Raw genomic sequence first — 22,243 nt, 5'->3', positions numbered from 1 at the left:
ACTGCTGACCTCCTGCGTGCAAGGCAGGCGCTCTCCCAGCTGAGCTATAGCCCCACATTCCTAAATACAGGATGCTTAAGTCTTGCGTCTCAAGCGGGGTGAACTTTAAATATTTTTGCATTTGTGGTCAAGTATTTTTTTTAAAATGTTCGATTTTTTACTCTGTTGTTTTATTTTTGGTAGACTAAAGCGCATTCACTGTTCAAGGCTTATCCAATAATGAAAAAAATAGCATGGCTTTTGGTTGTTTTACTTGCAGGTTGCGCAAGCCAACAAGAAGCGCCTCCTTTTGAAATCAATAATAAGCAGTTTTACGAAAAAAATGATGAGCAAGGCAATAAAATCTTTGCCTATGTAGTGTCAGTTAAAGCACAGGGCAGACGCCCGATTAATCTTGATAAGCCAATGACACGCCGGCAGTTTAAAGATTTTGCCGAGCAAGAAGTATTTGAAGAGTCGAGCAACTTAAAACTTATGCTCGAAGACCAAGCGGTTGAATTATTAAATGAAGAGCTTAAAGAACGACAATACTGCGACGATAAACACGTTATTGACGAAGTATTATGGCGTGATTTAAGTGTGCAATTACGAGGACGTTGTTTGTAAATGTATGCAGATAAAAGCAAGTTAGCTGCTACGCTAGCTCAATTAGATATTAATTATGATGTGATTGAGCATCCACCATTACACGGCAGCTTAGATGCCGATAAGTTTATGCTCGATAGACCGGGCACACGTTTAAAAAACCTGTTTTTACGAGATAACGAAGGTAAGCGCCACTTTTTAGTGATCACCGCTCACGACAAACAACTCGACTTAAAAGCCATTGCTCAGCAGCAGGGGTTATCGCGTTTAGGGTTTGCATCTGATGAGCGATTAGCGCGTTATCTTAAAGTGCCACCGGGCTGTGTTTCTATGTTGGCACTGTTAAACGATAAGCAAAATAATGTCACTCTTTGGCTAGACCAAGAAATTTGGTTTAACGAGCTTTTTCATTGTCACCCTTTTGAAAATACCGCCACTTGGCTGATGAAAAAAGGTGACTTAGAGCTGTTTTTTGAAAGTACCGGGCATCAACCGCGTATCGTATTTCTACCTGCCAAATAAACTAAGCTTAAACCTACTAAGCAGACTAAAAGTAGCACGGTCATAAAGGCAACTTGGCCGTGTTGCTGATATACCAGCCCAGGCAATAACGAACCTAATGCCCCACCGCTATAATAAAACGATACATAACCGCCATTGGTGACACTTGCAGGTGCACTGCTGATTTTATTTACCAGTGGAGCGGCACTTGAGTGGATCACAAACATTGCGCCACAAAAGCCAGTAAAAGCAATAACAAAAAGTAATAACTGTTGGCTCATCAATAGCACCATCGTCAGGCTATAAAATACAAAAACCCAGGTTAGTAAACGCCAAGGTGTTGATGACTTTCGTAACAGCCAAGGTGTGGCTATAGAAGCTAGTGCACCAAGCAAATAACCGCTGTAAACCAGTCCGATGTCTCGGGTGTTAGTGATAGCAAAACTGTCTTGCAGAATGAAAGGTAAATAATTTAACAGTGCCGCAAAACAAAAGAACATACAAAACACCGCTCCGTAGAGCTTTAATACCAACGGATCTTTTAATTGCTTTAGATACAACAGCGGCGACTTTGCAGCATGAATACTCGCGCCTTTACTTGATTTAGGAATGGCGAGCGCAAAAAGTACTAACCCTAGTGCTATCACATAGTAAAAACTTTGCCAGCTCAAAAAGTCGGTGAACAAGGCAGCGAGCATACGTCCGAAGTAGCCACCAACAATGGTGCTGCCAATGTAAAGTGTCATATTACGTTGTAATTGGTCAGCCTGAAAAGTCACACCAATATAACTGGTCATAGCGGTGAGAGCCGCAGGTAGGGTGATCCCTTGTATAAAACGAACCAGTAATAGCAACTCAAAGCTTGGTGCTAAAGTAAAAGCGATACAGCTGATTGCTAACACAAACATGGCAATTTTTAGAATTGTGAGTGGGTTTCGCTTAGCTAAAAACAAGCCATACACTAAAGGAGCAATTGCTAGTGGCAACATAGTTGCGGTCATTAAGCTACCAGCAGTGGCTGGCGATACAGAAAAATGACTGGCAAATAATCCAAGTAAGGGTTGTGGGGCGTATAAAACAAAGAAAATAAACACAGAGCAAAGTAACAAATGTCGCAGCTGCATTTTTAGCTCCCAAGAGGAAAAGCCTTAGCTTATCGGGTACAGGTTTTTTTACAAGTTCAAAGGCGACTAAAATGATAAATCTTGCGTTAAATCAATATGTCATGATTTCATCGCGTGTTAATCTCACACCAATATACTCGATTGCTGTGAATCAAGTGGGCTCAGTACTGTTATTTGTTGGCAGAGCTGATTAAAATAACCCTAATACGCATTAATAAATTGGAATTTCGTCATGGGTTCATTACAAGATCAATTACTTAAGGCTGGTCTTACTACGGCACATAAAGCTAAAGTAGCCAAATCTGAAAAGCGCAAACAGCAAAAGAAGAAAAAGAAAGGCGCCACGAGTAATCCTAGCGATCTGCAAAAGCATATTGAGCAGACTAAGCTTGAGCAGCAGAAAAAAGCCGACGAGCTTAATAAAGCGCGTTTAGAAGAGCAAAAGCAACGTGAGCAAGTAGCGCGAGTTAAACAGATTTTAGAGCATCACAATCAAGATGAGATCCGTGGTGATCGTACATTTAACTTCACTTATCAAAATAAAGTGAAAGAGCTCGAAGTAAACGAAAAAACACAAAAGGCCCTAGCTGGTGGCCGTTTAGCAATTTGTGTTTTAGAAGGCCAATTTTTTGTACTGGAAGACGAACCAGCACGAAAAGTCGCTGAAGTCAGCGAAGACTACATAGTGTTCCATGTTGAGCCTGAAGATAAGCAAAAGGATGAAGATGATCCGTATGCTGATTTTGAAGTACCTGATGATTTAATTTGGTAGTGACTGTTTCTATTGCCGTTACAATTTTCGGGTGCAATATTGTTAAATCATGGTCTACACTAAAGAAAATGTTTAATAACCCGTCAAAAAAGAGAAGATACAAATGAGCAAGATCACGAAAATTTTATGTGGGGCTGGCATTGCAATGGCTGCAAGCCTATCTTTCAACACTATGGCTGCAGATGGTGCAACACTATACACAGCTAAGCTTTGCCAAACTTGCCACGGTGCAGAAGGTAAAGCGCCTATCATGCCTCAGTACCCTAAATTAAATGGTCAAAATAAAGAGTATTTACTAGCACAAATGAAAGACATTAAGTCAGGTGCGCGTAGCAACGGTATGGCTGCTGCTATGAAAGCAATGGTTGCAAACGTATCTGAAGAAGAAATGGCTGCAATTGCTGATTACTTATCACAAGTAAAATAAACACCATTTTAGCGTGAAAAGGCCACATCAATTGATGTGGCCTTTTTGTATCACCTATTGATCATCTATTAATAGTAATTTAGACTTCTATACATCTATTTGTGCAGTGTCACATATACAAGGTTTTCCATGTTTGACTTACCAAAACTCGATTTAAAAAATAAAGTATCTGAACAAGAATGGCAGCTTCGTGTTGATTTAGCTGCATGTTACCGTTTAGTTGAGCACTTTAGATGGGGGGATTTAATTTATACCCACCTATCGGCACGTTTACCGGGCACAGATCACTATTTAGTTAATGCATTTGGTCTTAGTTTTGATGAAGTGACGGCATCTAATCTTGTGAAGGTCGATTTAGCTGGCAATATTCTTGATGACACGCCATTTAAAATTAATCCGGCTGGTTTCACTATTCACAGCGCTATTCATGAAGTTCGTGATGACGCTCACTGTGTTATTCATTTACACACAAAAGAAACCATCGCCGTTGCAACGCAAGAAAAAGGCCTGTTACCACTTAGCCAATACTCAATGTTCTCATTGCCATCATTGTCTTATCATGGCTACGAAGGGTTAGCGGTAAACAGTGATGAGAAAAAGCGCTTGCAAGATGATTTAGGCACTACTAATCACATGCTATTGGTTAACCACGGTGGCTTAACTGTTGGCCCAACAGTGGGAGATGCCTTTATGCGATTTTATGATTTGCAGCGTGCCTGTGAAATTCAATTGGCTATTCAAGCCAGTGGTCAAACGGCAATTCCAGTACCACAATCTATTATCGATAATATTTATAATCAAGCGAATGTCGTGCATAGCGGCAGCACCGGTGGCCAGTTAGCTTGGCCAGCCATGTTGCGTAAAGCTTATCGTCTTGATCCTAGTTTTGCTCAGTAAGGAGTAACCATGAAAGTTAATCGCGTCGAAGTGTTCGATATTCATTGTCCAGACAGACCTGCTTGGACACCTGTTTTTGTGCGTATTCACACCGATGAAGGTATTAGCGGTGTGGGTGAAGCGGGTCTGGCTTATGATTTAGGTCATAGTGCAGCTGCGGCAATGATTAAAGAAATGGCTGATGCCTTTTTAATTGGTCATGACCCATTTCAAACAGAAAAACTGTGGTCTCGAATGCTACGCGAAAGCTTTTGGGGTTTAGGTGGTGGTCCTGTTGTATATGCAGCAATGAGCGCCATTGATACTGCACTTTGGGATATTAAAGGTAAAGCATTAGGCTTGCCTGTTTACCAGCTATTAGGTGGTAAAGTTAACGATAAGCTGCGTACTTATGCATCACAATTACAGTTTGACTGGGACAGCGAATTTAAAGCGCTTGTTCACCCAGAAGAATACGCAGAAGCAGCGCTTAAGGCGATGGCTGAAGGGTATGATGCGGTAAAAGTTGACCCAATCCAGTACGATAAAAACGGCAATACTTATTACGATCGCACTAACATTATTTCTCGTGCAGAAATGAAATTATATCGCGCGCGTATGCAGGCTATTCGTGAAGCAGTCGGTGACGAAGTTGACATTATTTTTGAATGTCACAGTTTACCTGGCGCAACATCAGCAATTCAAATTGGTGAAATTGCTGAAGAGTTCGATTGTATGTATTACGAAGAGCCTGTGAATTACTTAAATCATTCATTACATGCAAAAGTTGCTGACAAAGTAGCGGTGCCAATTGCAGGTGGTGAGCGTTTGTATAACCGCTGGGGTGTGCGTCCATACTTAGAAGATCAAAGTATTGATGTGCTACAGCCAGACTTAGGCCTGTGTGGTGGTTTCACTGAAACTAAAAAAGTGTGTGATTATGCAGATATCTTTGATGTGCGTATTCAAGCTCACGTGTGTGGCGGTCCAGTAGCAACTGCAGCTTCGTTACACTTAGAAACTGCGATTCCTAACTTCTTAATTCACGAACATCACACCTATGCGATTAAAAAATGGAACCGTGAGTTATGTATTCAAGATCCACAACCTAAAAATGGTTTCTTCCAAGTATCAGAAGAGCCAGGTATCGGTATTGAATTAAATGATGAAGTTGTTATGCGTTCTCAACGTGTTGAGATTAAGTAATACTAATTCACAATATCAGAGTTAAAATTTAATGTTGAATATTGATAAAGGCCCGTTAGGGCCTTTTTTGTGAAAAAATGTAATTGTTAATATTTATGTATTAGGCTTTTTTATTAAATAATAGGCATGTTTAAGCTGAATGCCGAATCTAAGTTTGCTAGCTTTAATGTTAAATGTTTTGGTTTATTTTGATGTTTTTAATATAACCCATCTCTGTATTGTTTATGTTTCTGAAATTATACAGGTTAAAACCCTTTGATTACATAGAGTTACATTTAACCCCTAATTCTAATAAATATGGTTTTTTTGTAATATATTTGTGTTTTTTAATTTACATTCTTGTTTCACTTTACTAATGTAATTGTGCCTATTTTATAGGCGCAAATAATTATAATTTAAACAGGGATACAAAAATGAAATCTATGTTTCGGAAAAGCATAACAGCGATAGCAGTTACTGCATCGCTAGGTTTAGCCCTTCCTGCATCTGCATCGGACGTAATTGGTTCTGTTCAGAATGTGGCAAATACCTCTTCTTACACTGTAAAAGTTAAAAATCCAGCAACAGGTTTAGAACGTACTTTAAATATTTCAGAAAATGGAACGTTCCGCTTTGCATCATTACCTTCAGGTAACTATGACATTCAGATTCTAAAAGACGGTAATGTTGTTGCTGAAGACAAAGTGCGTGTTTCTTTAGGTGCTAACTCAAAGGCAAACTTTGATTTAGCAAGTGTTGCAAACTCAGGCCCTGAAGTTATTCAAGTTGTTGGTGCACGTATTTCATCAATTGATTTATCGACAGCTGACTCAGGCTTGGTTATTACCGATGCTGAAATCGATCGTATGCCTATCAGTCGTGATCTTACTTCGGTTGCATTATTAGCGCCTGGTGCAGTTAAAGGTGATAGTGCATTTGGTAACACTGCGTCATTTGGTGGTTCATCTGTTGCGGAAAATGCTTGTTATATCAATGGTCTTGAAGTAACAAATACACGTCAAGGTCTAGGCTGTGGTGAAGTGCCATTCGAATTTTATGACCAATTCCAAGTAAAAACGGGTGGTTACTCAGCGAAGTTTGGCCGTGCGACGGGTGGTACGATTAACACCACAACCAAAAGTGGTACCAATGAATGGGAATTCTCTGCAGTTGTGCAATATTCTCCTGACTCACTTCAAGAAGAGGGTTCTATTTCACGTGGTAACCAAGGCGCGGGGCAAATTTTCCGAGATGAAAGCGTAGCTTCTGATAATAGCGCGGATGTCACTTTAGCAGTGGGTGGTCCGTTAATTGAAGATACTTTATTCTTCTATGGCTTAGTAAATCCTCGTGATACAGAGTCTACATACACTTGGGGAGGTGACGAATTCTCACCAAACGATCAATATCGTAAAGAATCAGCATCAGGCGGTGATAACCTTTTCTGGGGTGGTAAGCTTGATTGGGATATTACGGATAACCATCGCTTGAGCTATTTTGCTTACTCAAACCGTCGTGATATTGAGCGCTCTGTTTTTGAGTATGACAATGGTGCGATTGGTGATCGTATTGATGGCGCACTTCTAAAACGTGGTGGTAAAGCACAAAGCTTAAGCTATACAGGTATCTTAACAGAAGACCTAGTAGTTACAGCAATGGCTGGTAATATCAAAACTGAGTATGAAACTCAGTCTGAAAATCTAGTTTGTCCAAGTGTAACTGACTCGCGTGGTACTTCAAACCCAATCACTGGCTGTGGTGCTGGTGGTAGTTTTGGTGCAAATAACGATGACAACACACAATACCGCTTAGATGTTGAGTATGTGTGGGATGCACACGAAATTAGCTTTGGTATCGATTATCAAGAGCGTAAATCAGAGCGAATCAGCCAACCAATTGGTGGTCATAGCTATGATTATCGTACGCTTGCAGATAATGGTAGCTGGCAAGCTGATAATGGTGCACTAACCAATAACACAGGTGCTGCACTTGATTATGTTGAAGATCGTATCTTTGACGGTGGTGGTAGCTTTGAGTCAGAATTAACCGCTTACTATCTTGAAGATCACTGGCAAGTAACTGATGATTTTGCTGTTAAAGTTGGCCTACGTATCGACGAATTCGATAGCTGGGGTACGACAGGCAAGTTATTAACAAGCTTTAAAACAGACATTGCTCCTCGCTTAGGTTTCACATGGGATCCAACAGGTACGGGTGATACGAAAGTGTACGGTACATATGGTCGTTACTATTTACCAGTTGCTAATAACACGATTTTCCGTGCGGCATCAGGTGTCAGTGATATTACGACTGCTTATACGTATACGGGTGTGGATCCAACAACAGGCGCACCAACAGGCCTTGCTCCTTTAGCTGATACTATCGGTAGTGGTGGTTTAGCAAACTCACAACAAGTGAGTGGTGTACCTGTTATCCCTGAAAAAGATATTTTCCAAGCAAAAGAAGCGGATCCATTTTCTAAAGATGAGTACATCATTGGTGTGCAACAAGCACTTAATGATGAATACACCGTTGGTTTAAAAGGTACATATCGTGAAGTTGCAACTGCGCTTGATGATTACTGTGGCCGTTACGCATACCCATACTGCGTCATGATCAATCCAGGCTCTACATCAAGCTGGTACAGCGATGGTTATTACTGGAATGGTACTGATTGGGGTGATTCAAGCTTTGATAATGACGGTGTTCCAGATGCAGGCTCACTAACAACTTACTCAGCTGAAACAATCGGCTTACCGAAAGCAAACAATGAGTATACGTCAGTTGAATTTAGCTTGGATTACCGCGCGGAAACTATCCGTTACCAATTCGGTTATACTTGGGCACGTAGTGTAGGTAACTTCGAAGGTGCTGTTAAGTCTGATATCGGTCAAGCTGATGCGGGTATTACGCAAGACTTCGACTTCCCAGCAGTAATGGATGGTTCACAAGGTTATCAACCTAACGATCGTCGTCACACATTTAAGTTCTTCGGTAGCTGGGAACCAGTTGAAAACTTAACTGTTGGTTGGAATGCAACACTACAAAGTGGTCGTCCACAAAGCCTATTCGGTCAAGGTTATCCATCAAAAGATCCAAACCTAAATGGTGGCTGGGGTGATACTTTCTACATCTATACCAATGAGTGTCCAGACACTAATGGTGATGGCGAATGTCAACAAGACGAAAAAATCTATGAGCAGCACACTCGTGGTACAGCGGGTCGTACTCCTTGGACGTTTAACTTAGATTTATCAGCTGCATATGACTTCACGGTATCTGATATTGATATGCGTGCAACTATTAACGTATTTAACGTACTTAATAGCCAAGAGATGACATCTGCGAATGAGCATTATGAGCAAAATGAGGGTGAAGTTAACTCTTATTATGGTTCTGCGTATACATGGCAAGCTCCTCGCTCTGTTCGTTTAGGGTTTGAAGCTCGCTTCTAATCATAATAACAATCAATTTGATTGTCCCCCGACTAAAAAAGCCCGTAAGGGCTTTTTTTATATCTGCTTTTTAGTTTAGGTTAGTTTATCGGTTTACATTTTACCAAAGGCAATGGCTCGGTCGCTTTACTATCTAAATGGCGCACAAAACACATTTTATTTTTGATTAATAATTCAAAACGCTCAGGCATAGCTAGCTGTTTACCCATTATCGGGTTACCTTGCGCATCCAGTACATTCATACTATCAGTCACTAATATACTGCTATTTATAAACGCATCATCGGCTACAGCGATAGGCTTGCTATGCATTAGTCTTGCTATCCCTTTTGCTATTAGCTCACTTTGTGGCTCAGTTAACCGCGCATGCTGCAGTTTCGGTGTTGGCTCTTGGCTTTGAGCACTACAGCCTAGCAGTGTCGATAACAGTAATAGACTAGTTAGTTGGGCTCTCATTAAGGTTCCTACTGCTCTAAAATTTTACTTTGCTGAAGCAAGGTAGAAGTACGGGTATCAAGCACTTTCGGTGTGTCTGTAAAAATAGCCGGTGCAAACCCTTGTTCACTAATCGTTGAAGTGGCGGCAGGGCAGCGGCCAGTCTCACGATAGCTAAGCGCTGTACTTAGCATAGCTTCACTTTCATCGCCTAATTGATGAGTGAAGTCGTCAGCTACAGCGCAGCCTGGGATCATTACAGGTTGAAACTCGCTATCGTTGCTGTTTTGTGGTGCAAAGCCATCTGCATATTCACCAAACTCCTTATTATTGACACCGGTAAACTGAATGCTGAAATACGTAGTATCACAGTTATCAGTTGGGTAGTAACCATAGGGTTTGCCACAGGTTGTTTCGCCTATTTGAATTACCTCGATATCAGCACCGCGTAGGCCATTAATCACTGCCTCACTTGCTGAGCAGGTGTTACCCGTTGTCAGCACAAAAACACGTTCTAGGTTCAACGAAGGCAATGGGGTTCCTGGACTGACAGCTGGGTTTTCGGCAAAGCCTAAAAACTCATCAGTAAAATAAACAGGCTCTAAGCGATCGCCAGTGATTGGGTTAAACGTTGGATGCTGATCATTAAAAATAGTGCGCTCGAAGATTTTACCTGTGGTGTTGCTTTCACCTGCTACCATGTAAGCAACTTGGCTGGCCATTTGCAGGAATCCACCTGGGTTATAGCGCATATCAATAATTAAATCTTTAACGTTACTTGCAGCTAAATCATTAAAGGCATCGTATAAGGGTTTTTCTGCTACAGCATTATGGCGATTAAACTGAAAGTAGCCTACTTCACCATTAGCGAAGGTCTTTATGTTGCTAACTGCTTGGCCTGTAATAGTTTGTGCAGTCATTGTGACTTCACGAATTTCGCTGGTATTAATGTCTTTGAATACAAAAGAGGTCACCTTGCCAGACTCTGATGGAAAGAGGCCTGCATTTAATACATCAACCTCGGCTTGGGTGCTGGCATTAACAAAGTCAACGCCATCCACTTCAATGACTTCTAAGCCTCGGCTCAGGTTGAGGTTTGCAGCCGGTGAGTTAGGTTCTGTGTAGCTGATAATCCCTTGGCGAGGGGCGCTGGCACTGATTAACTTAAGTTTAAAGCCATAACCAAAAGACTGACCCGATTGGCTCTGAGCTTGCCACTCGTCAGTTGGCAAGCTGGCATGAAAGTTATCTTTGTTTGCACCTGAATCAGTGGTGTTTTGGGTTTTTAATAAGGCAAAGTAATTTAAAACACCATCAGTCAATGCAGGGTCGCGATCAACAATTTCGTCATACCAAAGGTAGGTTTCGTGACTCCAAGCGCGTAGCCAGTGCTTTTCATTAAGTGCTTGGCATTGTTGGTCAAACTTACTTGATGGCTCAAATACACCTTCAGTCCATGTGATATCAGCAGCATCGATAGTCCCTGACTCTGAGTTACCAGAACCACCACAGCCTGTGATAATGAGCGAACAAGTAACTGCTACAGCAGCTAAAGGCTTTTTAAAATGAACAAACATAACACCAACCTAAACAGCTTTACTGACCTGAATATAGCTAGTTTTTAAGCAATTAGATAGATTTCGCGGGCGTTTTTATAGCTTAGTTTATGCCATAAACTCGACTGCGAGCACAGTGAGTGATAGTGCTGCCAGCAGTTTGTGTAACTGGTATTTATTTGGCAAACAGGGAAATTACTGGCAAACATAACGCGATGTTCACCAAAGTACTTAACTAAATTATTAACCAGCCAAAGATGTTTGTTTACGGCAATTTGTGTGAATTCTAACCCTGAGAACTTTATTGCGATATTATCGCAGCGGCTGAGTTTAATGATTGCTTCGAGCCATCTTTGCTCATTACTAATAAAGCCTAAATGATTAATTACCACACGTAATGAGGGCAGTGCGATGCAATATTTAATAAGCTGCTCGGTTACCTGCATGTTTTCAATTTCAAACTGTGCTTCAAAGTGTAAGTTTTCGCTTGCGAGCATAGCTAGGTTATCTTGGCAGTGAGCAGTTAATAAGCGCTTTGCTTCATCACCTTCGGTTATATCGCGAATACCAACCAAAGATGAGTGCTTTAACTCATTGAGTGACGCTTTAAAGCGTTTGCTAGATGCGTCAATCGCGCTGTAGCTGATTGCGCGATAGGGAATGTCATTTAAATGCGTTGCAAGCCAATTAAGCTCATTCACTGGCGCTTGGTTATCAAAGCCAGCTTCAATATGCACCAGTGCTTCTAGTTGAAATGGGCAAGCGGCTTTAAGCTCTGAAGCAGTAATTTGCTTTTTTATTTTATCTAGATTTGGCCAAGCAGGGGGGTTGTTACCTTGTAGCCAAGTGTATTGACCCTCAGTGAGGTTAAAAAAGTGCACATGGGGGTCAATAATTTTGTCGCTCATTGCGTAGTGTATCCACCATCAATGCTTTGTAAGCTACCAGTAATAAAGCTTGCTTCTGGGCTTATTAAAAAATTCACCAAAGCAGCAATTTCTTCTGGTTGCCCTAAACGGCCTAGCGGCTGCAGCGCGGCTTCTTCAGCAACAATTTCTGCTTTATCGGCACCACTGCGCTGACAATATGCATCAATCGCATTATGAAACAGTGGTGTTTCTATCGTCCCCGGACAAACCGCATTAGCACGAATGTTAAACGCGGCATAATCCAGTGCTGTCGTTTTTGCCATTGAAGCTAGCGCGTGCTTGGTTAGGTTATAAGCAAACGAGTTTGGTTTGCCAATGATTGCCTGATCAGAGGCAACCAATACGATACTGCCGCCTTGCAGGCTTTTCATGCTAGGTAATACAGCTTGAATTGCTGCATAGGCACCTTTCACATTGAGCGCAAACAGGGCATCAAACGTTGCCTCATCGGTATTTTCGATGCTGGCACTTAAATGACGACCCGCATTAGAGATTAAGGCATCGACGCGACCCGTCTCGGCAATAATTTCGGCGATAACTGACTTCACCTGCTGAACATCACTAACATCACAGTGGCGATAGTTGCCCTCAGACGGGGTGATATCTAAGTTATATACTGTGTAGTCTTCACGCTCTAAACGCTCAACAATAGCTTTGCCAATACCTTTACTGCCACCAGTGACAATTGCAACGTTTGTCATCATTTACCCTTAATGGCTGTGGCCACAACCGCCTTCACCGTGCACGTGGCCGTGTGATAATTCTTCGGCAGTTGCTTGGCGAACATTAATCACCTCAACATCAAACGTTAGTGTTTTACCAGCAAATGGGTGGTTTAAATCACAATCTGCATTGAAACGGCCCACTTTAACTATAGTCACTTGGTGGCGACCTTGGTTTGAATGAACGATTGCAGTCATACCAGGCTTCCACACTTTTGTGTTGCCTTGTAAATGCTTAAGTGGAATACGTTGAATAAGGTTATCAACGCGCTCGCCGTAAGACTCGCTAGGCTCAAGTGTTACGCTAAAGTTATCGCCAGCCGATTTACCTTCAAGGGCTTTTTCAAGACCAGGAAGCATGCCTTCAGTGCCATGGATATATGAAAGTGGCTCGCCATCTTTACTTGATTCGATTTGCTCGCCTGCTTCACTAAGTGTGTAGTGAAACTCAACCGCTGCGTCTTTACTGATCTGCATGTTATTTCTCTTTAGAATTTAAATATAGGCGCTGATTTTACGCTAACCACAAAGAGTGAGCAATCAAGGCTTTTTCAAAGAGCTTTCGATGCCTGACAACATGGCTTCGCTGGCTGGTACTTGCGGCTCAGCGGGTTTTGCTTGCGGTAGGTGCAATGTCAAAATGGTGCCTGGTTTTAAAATGCTGGTGGCACTGAGTTTATTCCACGTTGCAACGTCTTTATGAGGCACGTCGTATAGCTGACTGATACTCCAAATTGAATCACCTGGTTTGACTAGGTAATCAACCGCAATGGTTGCGATAACTTCCTCATGCTGTTCAAGGTAAGGGCTGATATTGTAATCAACCATAAGTGATTCCGGCATGGTTTGGGGCTGTGATAAGCGCAATTGTTCACCGACCTTAATCAGGTTACTTGTTTTGCTATTAAGCGCTTTCAGATCCTTTACAGACATATTAAAGCGTCTGGCAATGCCATAAAGGGTATCGTCTTTTTGCACTATATACTCACCGGCAAAGTTGTTGCGAAACAGCTTACTTTGCAACAAGGTGCGGCGCTCCATAGGTAAAAGCAGAGTATGTGGACCATTTGGCGAGCTTTGGTTTTTTAAATATCCTGGGTTTAATTTGTGGAGCTGATTATGCCCCACGCCAGATAAGTTAGCGATCACCGAAAAATCAAATTGCTGGCCAACATCAAATTCTGTGGTGAGTGCTTTATTCGCTAATTTAGGGCGCTTTAAGCCTTGTTCAGGATGCTTTAGTAAATAGCTAAGTGCCAAAAGTTTAGGTATATATTCAGCGGTTTCTTTTGGTAATGATAATGACCAATAGTCAGTTTTCTTGCCAAGCTTTTTATTTTTTTCGATGGCTTTTTTAACGCGTCCTTCACCACTGTTATAGGCAGCAAGGGCATGCAGCCAGTCACCATCAAAGCGTTTATGTAAGTAACTTAAATAAGCTAAAGCGGCATCGGTTGAAGCGAGTATGTCTTGGCGACCGTCATACCATTGGTCGCTTTGCACACCAAAATGATAAGCCGTTGCGCCGACTAACTGCCAAACACCAACGGCTTGCTCTGATGATCGTATTGTTGGTCTAAAATCACTTTCAACAAAGGGTAATAGGGCCAGCTCCATCGGTAGCTTCTGTTGCTCGATACGTGTGACGATATGATACAAATAAGGTGCCGCACGTTTATTTACTTTAATCAGGTAATTGGGCTGTTTTAAATACCATTTTACTCGTGCAGATGTATGTTTGTTGGTTTGAAATACCAGCGTTAAATTGTTGGCGATATGCTGCCATAGATCTTTCGAACGAGGCTTTGCTAACGGGGTATTATTGACTGCTATGGGCGCAGCAACAGGACGTGGTTCAACAGCTGTTGAATCGACAAACTCACTAGGTGCTTGTTGGGTTGTTAAATCGGGCTCATAATGGCTAAAAATCTCCGGCCTTGCCCGTTGTTGTTCTGTTTCTTGCTGAGTTACTTGGCATCCTTGTAAGCCAATAAACAAGCTCAGCAAAAGTAAATATTTCAAACTTACTTGAGCCATATAATAAAATCCTTTTACTATTTTAGCCCTATTTTGACAATTTGCTTTGTTTAAGTCCAGCTTCTAGAAACATAGAAAACGCTCTTTCGCCCACTTCATCAAGCTGGTATTGCTGTTTAACCTCTGCAGGAAAAAGCGGAATTAATTCACTCACTGGTTTATCTGGCGAGGAATTTGTCATCTCTTGAATGGTTTTTAAAAACCTTAAAGGGAGTGCAAGTTCAGCAGGTGTCAGTGGCTTACCGTGACCCGGTAAAATAGTTGTCAGTGTGGTATTTTTTTGGATACCTTGCAGCGTGGTTATCCAGCGAGTGAATGTACCATGCCCAGGATAGGGTAAGCTGTCGACTATATCGCCACCTAACAGCACGCGACCTTGATCTGCACTTAAAGTAAGATCGCCTTTAGTGTGCGCTTGATACGGTGTAATAACGATAGGGTAATTACCAAGGTCTAGCTGTGTTGGTTCAGGAATGCTAAGCGCCGGTGGCTTTAAGGTGAGCTCTCGCCAGCGAAATAAGCGTTTTTTAGCAAGTTCTAGTTTGTCGCGCCAAATAGCTTGTTGATCTTCAGGTTGATTGGCAAGGCGTTGATAGCTCAATTCAATACTTTTTTCATAACCATCTAATTTATCTGTCAATGCTTGCTGCATTGCTACAAACTCAGTTGCTACTTGCTGATGCACAATAAGCTTAGCTTCAGGGAACTCAGCCTGTAAAACGGCCAAGCCTAGCAGGTGATCATCATGATAATGGCTCGCCACTAAATAACATAATGGTGTTTTTAAGCGTTTTTTTAACTGCACTGCGAGCTTTTCTACTTCGGCAAAGTTACCACTGGCATCAAACATTAATGCGCATTCTTTACCTTCAATCAGCACTTGATTCGAATCGTAAAAACGCAGTTTATTTTGTTGTTGTAGAAATTGGATTTCGGGAGTGATGCTATGCCAGCTAACGCTTGCTTGGGCGCTATAGCTTACGAAAAGACAGATCAAAAAAGCACAAAATCGCATAGTGTTTCGCTCTGATAGTGGTTAGTAGAATTGATTGTAAACAAAAAAAGCGCAGGATGCGCTTTTTTCTAAATACTAAGGTGCTGGCTGAGCTTATCTATTAAGCTGTCATGTTGTTGCTCTTGTTCTGCTTGTTGAGATTTAACTTCAAGCAATTCATGACTTAAATGTAATGCTGCCATCAGCAACGCTTTTTGGTCATTGCGAACCGATGAGCGTTGTTTCATTTGCTCCACTAAGTCATTCAAATTTTGTGCAGCAGCAACTAGGGCGTGTTCTTGCCCAGGTGGGCAAGAGAACTCATGTTCTTTACCTAGTAGCTCTACGGTGACCCGCTGACTTTGTGGGCCGCTCATTAGCTAGCCTGTTGAACGCTTTGTAATTTCTCAAGCAGGCCAGTTAGTGTGCTGCTTGTATCTTTTTGTTTCTCTTCGTTTTCTAGTACTTCTAGTTGCAGAGTTTCGTTCTCATCTAAAAGCTTAGAGTTTTGCTCTTGTAAGCTTTTAACTTCGCTTTCAAGTTCACTGTTGCGAAGAATTAACTTGTCGATCAGTTGTTCGAGTTGGGAAAGAGTTTCGTTATTCATAAATGCGCTCATAAAACTGTGATTATTGTCATGCAAATGTAAAGGAAAGTGTCTTGATATGCCAGCATTTACGGCCGTTTTAGAGGATTTTTATTTATTATTAAGGTGTAATTCAGCGTAGCGGCTTTTTTATTCATTTATGATTCACCAAAGCGGCAGATGCTAGGATCATTTTCTGTTTATCATGTACAATATGGCTATTCATTTTTAATGCAGATTTGCATTTGGCGATTTATAAATATGCTTAGTTATCGACACTCTTTTCATGCAGGCAACCCTGCTGATGTGCTAAAACATCTTGTTCTAGCTGAAGTTCTTAAATACCAAACAATTAAAGATAAACCACTTGATTATGTGGACACCCACTCAGGTGCTGGCTTTTTTGAACTTGCAGGCAGTGATGCACAAAAAACACAAGAGTATTTAGATGGGATTGCTAAGCTTTGGCAGCATAACAGTGAACACAATGCACTTAATGAATACATTGAGTTGATTAGATCATTTAACTCAAATGGTAATTTAGATTTTTACCCCGGTTCGCCAAAAATTGCAGAGCACTTTTTACGTCGCCAAGATAACGGTTGGTTCTTTGAGTTGCATCCACGTGACTTAGAGTTACTGCAAGACAACATGAAAGGTAAGCGTTCTATTCGCGTACGTGGTGAAAACGGCTTTCAAGGCTTAATTGGTTTATTACCACCAGCATCACGTCGAGCTTGTGTGCTTATTGACCCTCCTTACGAAATTAAAAACGATTACGATACAGTTGTTAATACCCTTGTGAAAGCGCATAAACGCTTTGCAACTGGAACGTACATGATTTGGTATCCGGTTGTAGATCGTGAGCGAATTGACAGAATGGAAGCGGGTTTAATCGCATCGGGTATGCGTAACATTCAGCTTTTCGAGCTTGCAACAGAGGCAGACACCGACGTTCACGGTATGACAGCATCGGGTATGATAGTGATCAACCCGCCATGGAAACTAAAGCAAACAATGGATGCGGTATTACCAGAGCTTGTTTCATTACTAAGCGATAGCAGTGGTTTTTATCGCAGTGAACAGTTAGTTGAAGAATAATTTCTTCAATACAAAAACGCCCAGCAATTGCTGGGCGTTTTTTTTATTTAACTGTTGTTAATTCATATAAGTCGCTGCGAAGGTCGCAAGTGGCTCATCACTATCATCTAACAAGGTTAACTGTTCACCATTGATAGAGTACTTAGCTGTTGCCGCAAGCGCTGCAGACATGGCCGCTTCAATATCCATTTGTGATACACACATTTTTTTGGTGCTTGCTAATGGGTTGAATGTAAGCGTCTGCTCGTTAACCTCGTAACTACCTGAGAAGTTATTACATCCTAAGTGACCATTGGTTGAACCATCGTCTTTAAACTGTACGAAAGGTTCTTTATTTTCAACGGTGATAGCCTCACCGCTGATTGTAACTGCTTTCCAATACGTATTGGTCAATGTCACGTCTGGCTTTTTCGCTGATACTTTTGTCACTGTCACCTTGTACACATCACCAGAGGCATCTTCGGCAAATGGATTATTATGAGTGGTGCTGATGTAAAGTAATTTACCTTGATTCTCAATGCGTGCACTCACACTGTAGCGGTGACGGTCAGCAATTTTGCTTTCGTCATACTCAAGTGCCACGTTGTATGGTGGTGCACCATTTAATTCAATTTCTTGTTCGCTGATAACCTCTGCTTTGGCATCCATTTTTGATACATCAGCAAGTTGTACTTTTAATACTGAACCCGGTGGCAGCATGCTGCGGTCTAAATAAATAACCTGAGTATTGAGGGTTTTCATTGTTGATTGCTCAGCTTGTGGTGCGGCAGAGTCTTCACCACAACCTGTTAATACTAAGCTGCTCCCTAAGATCATTAAACTGCATAGAGAAGCGCGTTTGAAAGATGAGATGGTATCCGAAGCCATGATTGTTTCCTTGCGTTTTAGGGTTATGCGTCTTTGTAATTGAATAAGCATAAAGTTCGCTGACTTAATCATAGCTTAATTAACAAAAAATGGGCACTAGGCCCATTTTCTTAATTACGGATTCGCTTTAAAAAGCAAATTGAGTGCTCGTTATTTTTTCACGTATTTGGTTAGAATAACAATGCGTTGACCATCAACACGGCCTTCAATATGTTCTGGGTTGCTCGTTAAGCCAATGTTTCTTACTGCTGTGCCACGCTTAGCAACAAGGCTGCTGCCTTTCACATCAAGATCTTTAATAAGTATCACAGTGTCACCCGCTTGAAGTACAACACCATTACTGTCGATGTGCTTAATATCGTCATCTTCAGCTAGGGCTGTTTGCGCCCATTTTAACGTGTCTTCTTCAAGATAAATCATATCTAGTGCATCTTGTGCCCAGCCGTTATCAGCAGCTAAGCGCTTTAACATGCGATAAGCCACAACTTGTACAGCAGGAGTTTGACTCCACATGCTGTCGTTCAAGCAATGCCAGTGGTTTGCAGTTAAATCAGCATTATTTTCAATTTGATCTTTACAAGTTTGGCAAACGTAAATGCATTTATCAGAATGAGCCTCTGTAACAGGCGGTACTTCGTATACAGACAGGTTATCTGTAGCGGCACAAAGTTCACATTGGTTATTACTGCGTTCGATTAGGGCTTGTTCAATGCTCATAGGAGGCTCTTTTTAGTTAACAAGGTAAGAAAAACAGCGCGCATTATAGCAAAAGCAGGTCCAAAGCGGAATATCCCTAATTATTGTAGGGGTATGCTTTTTGTGTATTTATTGATTATGGCATCTAAGCGGCCAGAATTTTTAAGTTCTTTGATTGCTGTATTTATTTTTGGTAACAATGATTGATGCTCACTGCGCAGGCGAATTTTTAGATTACCTAGCGAATGTAATGCACCAAAGCTGATATCTGCATCAAATTGCTCAGCCCAATATAATGCTGGCAGTTTATCAATTATGACGACCTCAATTCGTTGCATTTTTAACGCCTGAATGAGTTGTTGTTCAGAGTGAAAATCAACCCGTTTAAAGCGGTTATCGTCATAATAGTAATAGCCTAAAACAGTCCCTACGGGTTGATTACGAATACTGTTGAGTTGCTGCCATTGAGCCACAGAGCTTTTTAAGCTCACTAGATACTCTTCAACGGTAAACAGGGTGTTTGAGTAACTAAACTGTGGATTTTGTTTTTCTGTCTGGCTCAGCCATTCGGGGCTTATGACATCAAAATCGATATGTCCTTGGTGAAGGTATTTAACGGTTCGTTTTGCAGGAAGCTCGACATGCTGCACTTGAATATCAGCAAGCAGCATAACTTGTTTGATAATTTCAGGAAGGATCCCTGGATTGCTTTTATCATCAATATAGTAAGGATAGTAGTTCCCAGAGCCGGTTACATTGTATTTCAGTACAGGTTGCTGCTCAGCCAAAACTGCTTGAGTAAGAAAAAGTAAAATTAAGAAAATCGAGTTAGAGAAGCGCAATAGTCTGATTGAATTCGTTTTCATGTACCTAGTTTGGTTGGGTTTTTGTTTTTTAGCAAGGCAAACATCTTTCACTATACTTATAACAATAGTAATGTGGAGATAGCCACATCTAAGTGAGAAGTAGAATGTCAGAATTAAGTATGGAAGGTAACAAAAGTCAGAGCATGACTCAGTATATAGCCCGGCAGCCAATATTTAATGCTGATAGAAGTTTGTATGCTTACGAATTATTGTATAGAGAATCGAGTGATAATGTCTTTCCGGTAGGCACGAGTGATGGCCAAGCAACGGGGCGACTGTTTTTTAATGCGTTAATGTTGATGGGACTCGAGAAGCTAACGGGTTTTCAACCTGCGTTTATCAACCTATCGACTGACGCTATTTTGGATGACTTCCCTAAGTTGCTGCAACCACGCAGTGCGGTTATCGAAATAGTGGAGCGGGCTACTAGCATTCCCAAAGTAGTAAGCCGCGTTAAGCAATTAAAACAAGAAGGCTATTTGTTCGCGCTTGATGATTACGATGGCACAGATAAATGGCAATATATTTTGCCTTTGATGGATTTTATTAAGCTTGAAGTTACGCAGCCGATTATCAAAACCAACATGATGATCAAAAAGCTCAAACGCAGCTTCCCAGAAACCACTATCATAGTGGAGCGCATTGAAACTTATGAAGACTTTAAGCAACTAAAAGCGGCTGGTTGCGACCTGTTTCAAGGCTACTTTTTTGCCAAGCCAGAGCTTTTAAGTTTTGGTAATGTTGAACCATCAAAAGTTGCTGTGCTTGAATTACTTAACTGTACTGCGCAAACAGATTTAAATTTTGATGCAATTCAACAACGAGTTGCTAAAGATATAGGCCTTACAGCACGCATTTTAAAATTAGTTAATGCGCGTATAAGCAATAGTCAGCAAACAATTCGTTCTATTTCACAAGCGGTTATTTACCTTGGTGAAGACGCGATTAGACAATTTGTACGGGTATTAGCGCTGAGCGAGTTAGGCAATGATAAACCGCAAGAGCTAACTAAACTGGGCTTAACAAGAGCTAAGTTTATTGCGCTGATGCTTGAACCCGGTGGTAAAGACCTAGCTGAGCAGGGTTATTTAGTCGGTTTACTATCCGTACTTGATGCTATTTTAGATATGGAGCTTGATATCATTGCCAAAGAGTTTTCACTGGGTAGTGAGCTTTCGAGCGCATTGTTAAACTTTAATGGCATGCAAGGTGCGAGCTTACAACTTGTTAAGGCGATGGAAGAAGAGCAATGGCAAACTGCTCATGAGCTGCTAATGATGATCCGCCCTGCGTCAAAGATGGATGTGGTTTTTCAAGCTATGTACGATGCCCGTGCTTATGCCGATGAAGTGTTCGCAAGCTTATCATCGGTTACAGACTAAAAGCGCAGAGTTCGTTATGATGCGGGCTCTGAGTATTAAAAAGGTTTGTAACTAATGCGTGTTGTTTTTCCAGTACTGGCTATTTTAATTGCCTTGGCGTTACTAATTCCCGGTGTAACCCAGCCTGTGCTCACCCTAGAAGGAAAAATCGATAAATCTAAGCTTGCCAAAACAGGTATTGAAATGATTGCCGATGAAGGCGATCGCAATACCCGTAGCGTGTTAATGATGGCTTCAAGCATGTTGGGGCTTGATAAGCTTGAAGGTGAAATAGATGCCTACAAAAAAACACGCAGCATTTGGGGCACCGTGAATGAGCTAGCCAATAACAAAAACTACCTTGTTGCCGCGCTTGTTGCAGTGTTCTCGATTGTTATTCCCACTTTAAAACTCCTGATGCAATTGCTTTATTATTTTTTACCTGCGAATAGATTTAAGCATTTGCTCGGTCAACTCATACAAGGCCTAAGTAAATGGAGTATGGTCGATGTGTTTGTGATTGCATTGATCGTGTCTTATTTAGCAGGTAATGCCGATGGGCAAATGGGCGAGCTAATCAAAATGCATGCCGAATTGGGGGATGGATTTTGGTATTTTACTGGCTATTGCCTGTTTGCTATTGCCGCCAGCAGTAGCATTAAAATAGATAAACCCTTGTCGAGCGCGTAAATTTCGGGCTACAATTTGGGCAATTAATTTTTAAGGTATGATGATGACGCGACTTTCAAGCTACTTATTGATAGCTATGATGCTGCTCACTTTTGTGGGTCAGTCAGTTGCGTCTGTTGCTATGGTATGTGATATGCCACATGCCAGCATGCAAATGGAACATCATGCTAATATGAGTGCTGACAGCGACATGAGTGATATGGACTGTTGCCATGAAGACGTAATGGATAACAGCGATTGTGCGTGTCCGTTCAATGCCTGTACAGCTCACTCACTCCTGCCGTTAAATGATTTAGTTGTTAAATCAATTAAGCAATCAGAAAAAGTCACCGTGTTAGGCGCCAGCCAGCTTAGTTTCCACGCAAGTTCTTTATACCGCCCACCTATTACTGCTTAAGCAGGATAGGTCTGTCTAAAATTCAGTAAAACGCTGAAATACTCCTTATTCTGCACCCAAAATCTATTGTTTTTTAACCATT

At 41.4% G+C, this 22,243-nt stretch carries 24 protein-coding genes; 11 read left to right on the top strand and 13 right to left on the bottom strand.

The genetic code is table 11. The features are described from left to right. Positions 1–219: 219 nt before the first annotated feature. Positions 220–606: a putative periplasmic lipoprotein gene (locus tag PASHI_RS18460; RefSeq protein WP_054563498.1), complete on the top strand. Its 387-nt coding sequence runs from the start codon at positions 220–222 to the stop codon at positions 604–606. Then, positions 607–1,107 (top strand): prolyl-tRNA synthetase associated domain-containing protein, encoded by a 501-nt coding sequence (locus PASHI_RS18455; RefSeq protein WP_062566636.1) that lies wholly within the window; start codon positions 607–609, stop codon positions 1,105–1,107. On the opposite strand, the gene PASHI_RS18450 is transcribed toward PASHI_RS18455, so the two are convergent. Then, positions 1,074–2,210 carry an MFS transporter gene (locus tag PASHI_RS18450; protein ID WP_062566635.1) on the bottom strand — a complete coding sequence of 379 codons (1,137 nt, stop codon included), beginning with the start codon at positions 2,208–2,210 and terminating at the stop codon, positions 1,074–1,076. The genes PASHI_RS18455 and PASHI_RS18450 overlap by 34 nt on opposite strands. 232 nt (positions 2,211–2,442) lie before the next feature. Between PASHI_RS18450 and PASHI_RS18445 the strand changes: the two genes are divergently transcribed. From PASHI_RS18445 to PASHI_RS18425, 5 genes are all read left to right on the top strand, one after another. Next, positions 2,443–2,982: a DUF2058 domain-containing protein gene (locus PASHI_RS18445; RefSeq protein ID WP_054563501.1), complete on the top strand. Its 540-nt coding sequence runs from the start codon at positions 2,443–2,445 to the stop codon at positions 2,980–2,982. A 103-nt stretch (positions 2,983–3,085) separates the two neighbouring features. Next, positions 3,086–3,409, top strand: a complete 324-nt coding sequence (locus PASHI_RS18440) for a c-type cytochrome (RefSeq protein WP_054552448.1) — start codon at positions 3,086–3,088, stop codon at positions 3,407–3,409. Between the two features lie 129 nt (positions 3,410–3,538). Beyond that, positions 3,539–4,306, top strand: coding sequence for a class II aldolase/adducin family protein (locus PASHI_RS18435; RefSeq protein ID WP_062566634.1), 768 nt, complete (start codon positions 3,539–3,541; stop codon positions 4,304–4,306). 9 nt (positions 4,307–4,315) lie between these two features. Next, entirely contained in the window at positions 4,316–5,491 is a 1,176-nt protein-coding gene (locus PASHI_RS18430; protein WP_054552450.1) for a mandelate racemase/muconate lactonizing enzyme family protein, read from the top strand. Positions 5,492–5,904: 413 nt separating this feature from the next. Further along, the gene (locus tag PASHI_RS18425; RefSeq protein ID WP_062566633.1) at positions 5,905–8,925 is read left to right on the top strand and encodes a TonB-dependent receptor; all 3,021 of its coding nucleotides are present in this window, start codon (positions 5,905–5,907) and stop codon (positions 8,923–8,925) included. 80 nt (positions 8,926–9,005) lie between these two features. On the opposite strand, the gene PASHI_RS18420 is transcribed toward PASHI_RS18425, so the two are convergent. From PASHI_RS18420 to PASHI_RS18380, 9 genes are all read right to left on the bottom strand, one after another. After that, a complete protein-coding gene (locus PASHI_RS18420) occupies positions 9,006–9,380 on the bottom strand; it encodes a hypothetical protein (RefSeq protein WP_062566632.1) in 375 nt (124 codons plus the stop codon). Positions 9,381–9,388: 8 nt separating this feature from the next. Beyond that, positions 9,389–10,936, bottom strand: coding sequence for a S41 family peptidase (locus tag PASHI_RS18415; RefSeq protein ID WP_062566631.1), 1,548 nt, complete (start codon positions 10,934–10,936; stop codon positions 9,389–9,391). A gap of 44 nt (positions 10,937–10,980) precedes the next feature. After that, entirely contained in the window at positions 10,981–11,823 is an 843-nt protein-coding gene (locus PASHI_RS18410; RefSeq protein WP_062566630.1) for an amidohydrolase family protein, read from the bottom strand. Then, positions 11,820–12,545 carry an SDR family NAD(P)-dependent oxidoreductase gene (locus tag PASHI_RS18405; protein WP_062566629.1) on the bottom strand — a complete coding sequence of 242 codons (726 nt, stop codon included), beginning with the start codon at positions 12,543–12,545 and terminating at the stop codon, positions 11,820–11,822. Before PASHI_RS18405 ends, PASHI_RS18410 begins: the two co-directional genes overlap by 4 nt. A gap of 9 nt (positions 12,546–12,554) precedes the next feature. After that, positions 12,555–13,043, bottom strand: a complete 489-nt coding sequence (locus PASHI_RS18400; RefSeq protein ID WP_054563509.1) for an FKBP-type peptidyl-prolyl cis-trans isomerase — start codon at positions 13,041–13,043, stop codon at positions 12,555–12,557. A 63-nt stretch (positions 13,044–13,106) separates the two neighbouring features. Next, entirely contained in the window at positions 13,107–14,603 is a 1,497-nt protein-coding gene (locus PASHI_RS18395) for a LysM peptidoglycan-binding domain-containing protein (RefSeq protein ID WP_130167218.1), read from the bottom strand. Positions 14,604–14,631: 28 nt separating this feature from the next. After that, the gene (locus tag PASHI_RS18390) at positions 14,632–15,618 is read right to left on the bottom strand and encodes an MBL fold metallo-hydrolase (RefSeq protein WP_062566628.1); all 987 of its coding nucleotides are present in this window, start codon (positions 15,616–15,618) and stop codon (positions 14,632–14,634) included. Between the two features lie 68 nt (positions 15,619–15,686). Next, positions 15,687–15,974, bottom strand: coding sequence for a cell division protein ZapA (locus PASHI_RS18385; protein ID WP_054563511.1), 288 nt, complete (start codon positions 15,972–15,974; stop codon positions 15,687–15,689). Beyond that, positions 15,974–16,204, bottom strand: coding sequence for a cell division protein ZapB (locus PASHI_RS18380; RefSeq protein WP_054563591.1), 231 nt, complete (start codon positions 16,202–16,204; stop codon positions 15,974–15,976). Before PASHI_RS18380 ends, PASHI_RS18385 begins: the two co-directional genes overlap by 1 nt. A 240-nt stretch (positions 16,205–16,444) precedes the next feature. Here PASHI_RS18380 and PASHI_RS18375 point away from each other — a divergent pair, with 240 nt between their 5' ends. Beyond that, positions 16,445–17,284, top strand: coding sequence for a 23S rRNA (adenine(2030)-N(6))-methyltransferase RlmJ (locus tag PASHI_RS18375; RefSeq protein WP_062566627.1), 840 nt, complete (start codon positions 16,445–16,447; stop codon positions 17,282–17,284). A gap of 57 nt (positions 17,285–17,341) precedes the next feature. On the opposite strand, the gene PASHI_RS18370 is transcribed toward PASHI_RS18375, so the two are convergent. The 3 genes from PASHI_RS18370 to PASHI_RS18360 all read right to left on the bottom strand — a co-directional run bounded on the left by PASHI_RS18370 (position 17,342) and on the right by PASHI_RS18360 (position 19,713). Continuing rightward, positions 17,342–18,151 carry an META domain-containing protein gene (locus tag PASHI_RS18370; RefSeq protein WP_058583951.1) on the bottom strand — a complete coding sequence of 270 codons (810 nt, stop codon included), beginning with the start codon at positions 18,149–18,151 and terminating at the stop codon, positions 17,342–17,344. A 150-nt stretch (positions 18,152–18,301) separates the two neighbouring features. After that, entirely contained in the window at positions 18,302–18,868 is a 567-nt protein-coding gene (locus PASHI_RS18365) for a PhnA domain-containing protein (protein ID WP_062566626.1), read from the bottom strand. A gap of 80 nt (positions 18,869–18,948) precedes the next feature. Then, positions 18,949–19,713, bottom strand: coding sequence for a substrate-binding periplasmic protein (locus PASHI_RS18360; protein ID WP_062566625.1), 765 nt, complete (start codon positions 19,711–19,713; stop codon positions 18,949–18,951). A gap of 104 nt (positions 19,714–19,817) precedes the next feature. On the opposite strand from PASHI_RS18360, the gene PASHI_RS18355 reads away from it, so the two are divergent. Genes PASHI_RS18355 through PASHI_RS18345 form a run of 3 tightly spaced genes read left to right on the top strand, consistent with a single transcriptional unit; the run spans position 19,818 to position 22,161 of the window. After that, a complete protein-coding gene (locus PASHI_RS18355) occupies positions 19,818–21,095 on the top strand; it encodes an EAL and HDOD domain-containing protein (protein ID WP_062566624.1) in 1,278 nt (425 codons plus the stop codon). A 54-nt stretch (positions 21,096–21,149) separates the two neighbouring features. Next, positions 21,150–21,764 (top strand): paraquat-inducible protein A, encoded by a 615-nt coding sequence (locus PASHI_RS18350; RefSeq protein WP_062566623.1) that lies wholly within the window; start codon positions 21,150–21,152, stop codon positions 21,762–21,764. Between the two features lie 43 nt (positions 21,765–21,807). Beyond that, positions 21,808–22,161 (top strand): hypothetical protein, encoded by a 354-nt coding sequence (locus PASHI_RS18345; protein WP_062566622.1) that lies wholly within the window; start codon positions 21,808–21,810, stop codon positions 22,159–22,161. Positions 22,162–22,243 lie beyond the last annotated feature (82 nt).

The sequence above is a fragment of the Pseudoalteromonas shioyasakiensis genome (genome assembly GCF_001550135.1).
GTDB lineage: Bacteria > Pseudomonadota > Gammaproteobacteria > Enterobacterales > Alteromonadaceae > Pseudoalteromonas > Pseudoalteromonas shioyasakiensis.
This window is presented reverse-complemented; position numbering and strand designations above follow the sequence as displayed.

Excerpts from the sequence above, each read along its gene's own strand:
- PASHI_RS18405 (WP_062566629.1), bottom strand. The coding sequence starts at position 12,545 with ATGACAAACGTTGCAATTGTCACTGGTGGCAGTAAAGGTATTGGCAAA.
- PASHI_RS18420 (WP_062566632.1), bottom strand. The coding sequence starts at position 9,380 with ATGAGAGCCCAACTAACTAGTCTATTACTGTTATCGACACTGCTAGGC.
- PASHI_RS18460 (WP_054563498.1), top strand. The coding sequence starts at position 220 with ATGAAAAAAATAGCATGGCTTTTGGTTGTTTTACTTGCAGGTTGCGCA.
- PASHI_RS18380 (WP_054563591.1), bottom strand. The coding sequence starts at position 16,204 with ATGAATAACGAAACTCTTTCCCAACTCGAACAACTGATCGACAAGTTA.
- PASHI_RS18455 (WP_062566636.1), top strand. The coding sequence starts at position 607 with ATGTATGCAGATAAAAGCAAGTTAGCTGCTACGCTAGCTCAATTAGAT.
- PASHI_RS18345 (WP_062566622.1), top strand. The coding sequence starts at position 21,808 with ATGACGCGACTTTCAAGCTACTTATTGATAGCTATGATGCTGCTCACT.
- PASHI_RS18415 (WP_062566631.1), bottom strand. The coding sequence starts at position 10,936 with ATGTTTGTTCATTTTAAAAAGCCTTTAGCTGCTGTAGCAGTTACTTGT.
- PASHI_RS18445 (WP_054563501.1), top strand. The coding sequence starts at position 2,443 with ATGGGTTCATTACAAGATCAATTACTTAAGGCTGGTCTTACTACGGCA.
- PASHI_RS18450 (WP_062566635.1), bottom strand. The coding sequence starts at position 2,210 with ATGCAGCTGCGACATTTGTTACTTTGCTCTGTGTTTATTTTCTTTGTT.
- PASHI_RS18360 (WP_062566625.1), bottom strand. The coding sequence starts at position 19,713 with ATGAAAACGAATTCAATCAGACTATTGCGCTTCTCTAACTCGATTTTC.
- PASHI_RS18430 (WP_054552450.1), top strand. The coding sequence starts at position 4,316 with ATGAAAGTTAATCGCGTCGAAGTGTTCGATATTCATTGTCCAGACAGA.
- PASHI_RS18355 (WP_062566624.1), top strand. The coding sequence starts at position 19,818 with ATGTCAGAATTAAGTATGGAAGGTAACAAAAGTCAGAGCATGACTCAG.
- PASHI_RS18370 (WP_058583951.1), bottom strand. The coding sequence starts at position 18,151 with ATGGCTTCGGATACCATCTCATCTTTCAAACGCGCTTCTCTATGCAGT.
- PASHI_RS18435 (WP_062566634.1), top strand. The coding sequence starts at position 3,539 with ATGTTTGACTTACCAAAACTCGATTTAAAAAATAAAGTATCTGAACAA.
- PASHI_RS18385 (WP_054563511.1), bottom strand. The coding sequence starts at position 15,974 with ATGAGCGGCCCACAAAGTCAGCGGGTCACCGTAGAGCTACTAGGTAAA.
- PASHI_RS18350 (WP_062566623.1), top strand. The coding sequence starts at position 21,150 with ATGCGTGTTGTTTTTCCAGTACTGGCTATTTTAATTGCCTTGGCGTTA.
- PASHI_RS18375 (WP_062566627.1), top strand. The coding sequence starts at position 16,445 with ATGCTTAGTTATCGACACTCTTTTCATGCAGGCAACCCTGCTGATGTG.
- PASHI_RS18365 (WP_062566626.1), bottom strand. The coding sequence starts at position 18,868 with ATGAGCATTGAACAAGCCCTAATCGAACGCAGTAATAACCAATGTGAA.
- PASHI_RS18440 (WP_054552448.1), top strand. The coding sequence starts at position 3,086 with ATGAGCAAGATCACGAAAATTTTATGTGGGGCTGGCATTGCAATGGCT.
- PASHI_RS18410 (WP_062566630.1), bottom strand. The coding sequence starts at position 11,823 with ATGAGCGACAAAATTATTGACCCCCATGTGCACTTTTTTAACCTCACT.
- PASHI_RS18395 (WP_130167218.1), bottom strand. The coding sequence starts at position 14,603 with ATGGCTCAAGTAAGTTTGAAATATTTACTTTTGCTGAGCTTGTTTATT.
- PASHI_RS18425 (WP_062566633.1), top strand. The coding sequence starts at position 5,905 with ATGAAATCTATGTTTCGGAAAAGCATAACAGCGATAGCAGTTACTGCA.
- PASHI_RS18390 (WP_062566628.1), bottom strand. The coding sequence starts at position 15,618 with ATGCGATTTTGTGCTTTTTTGATCTGTCTTTTCGTAAGCTATAGCGCC.
- PASHI_RS18400 (WP_054563509.1), bottom strand. The coding sequence starts at position 13,043 with ATGCAGATCAGTAAAGACGCAGCGGTTGAGTTTCACTACACACTTAGT.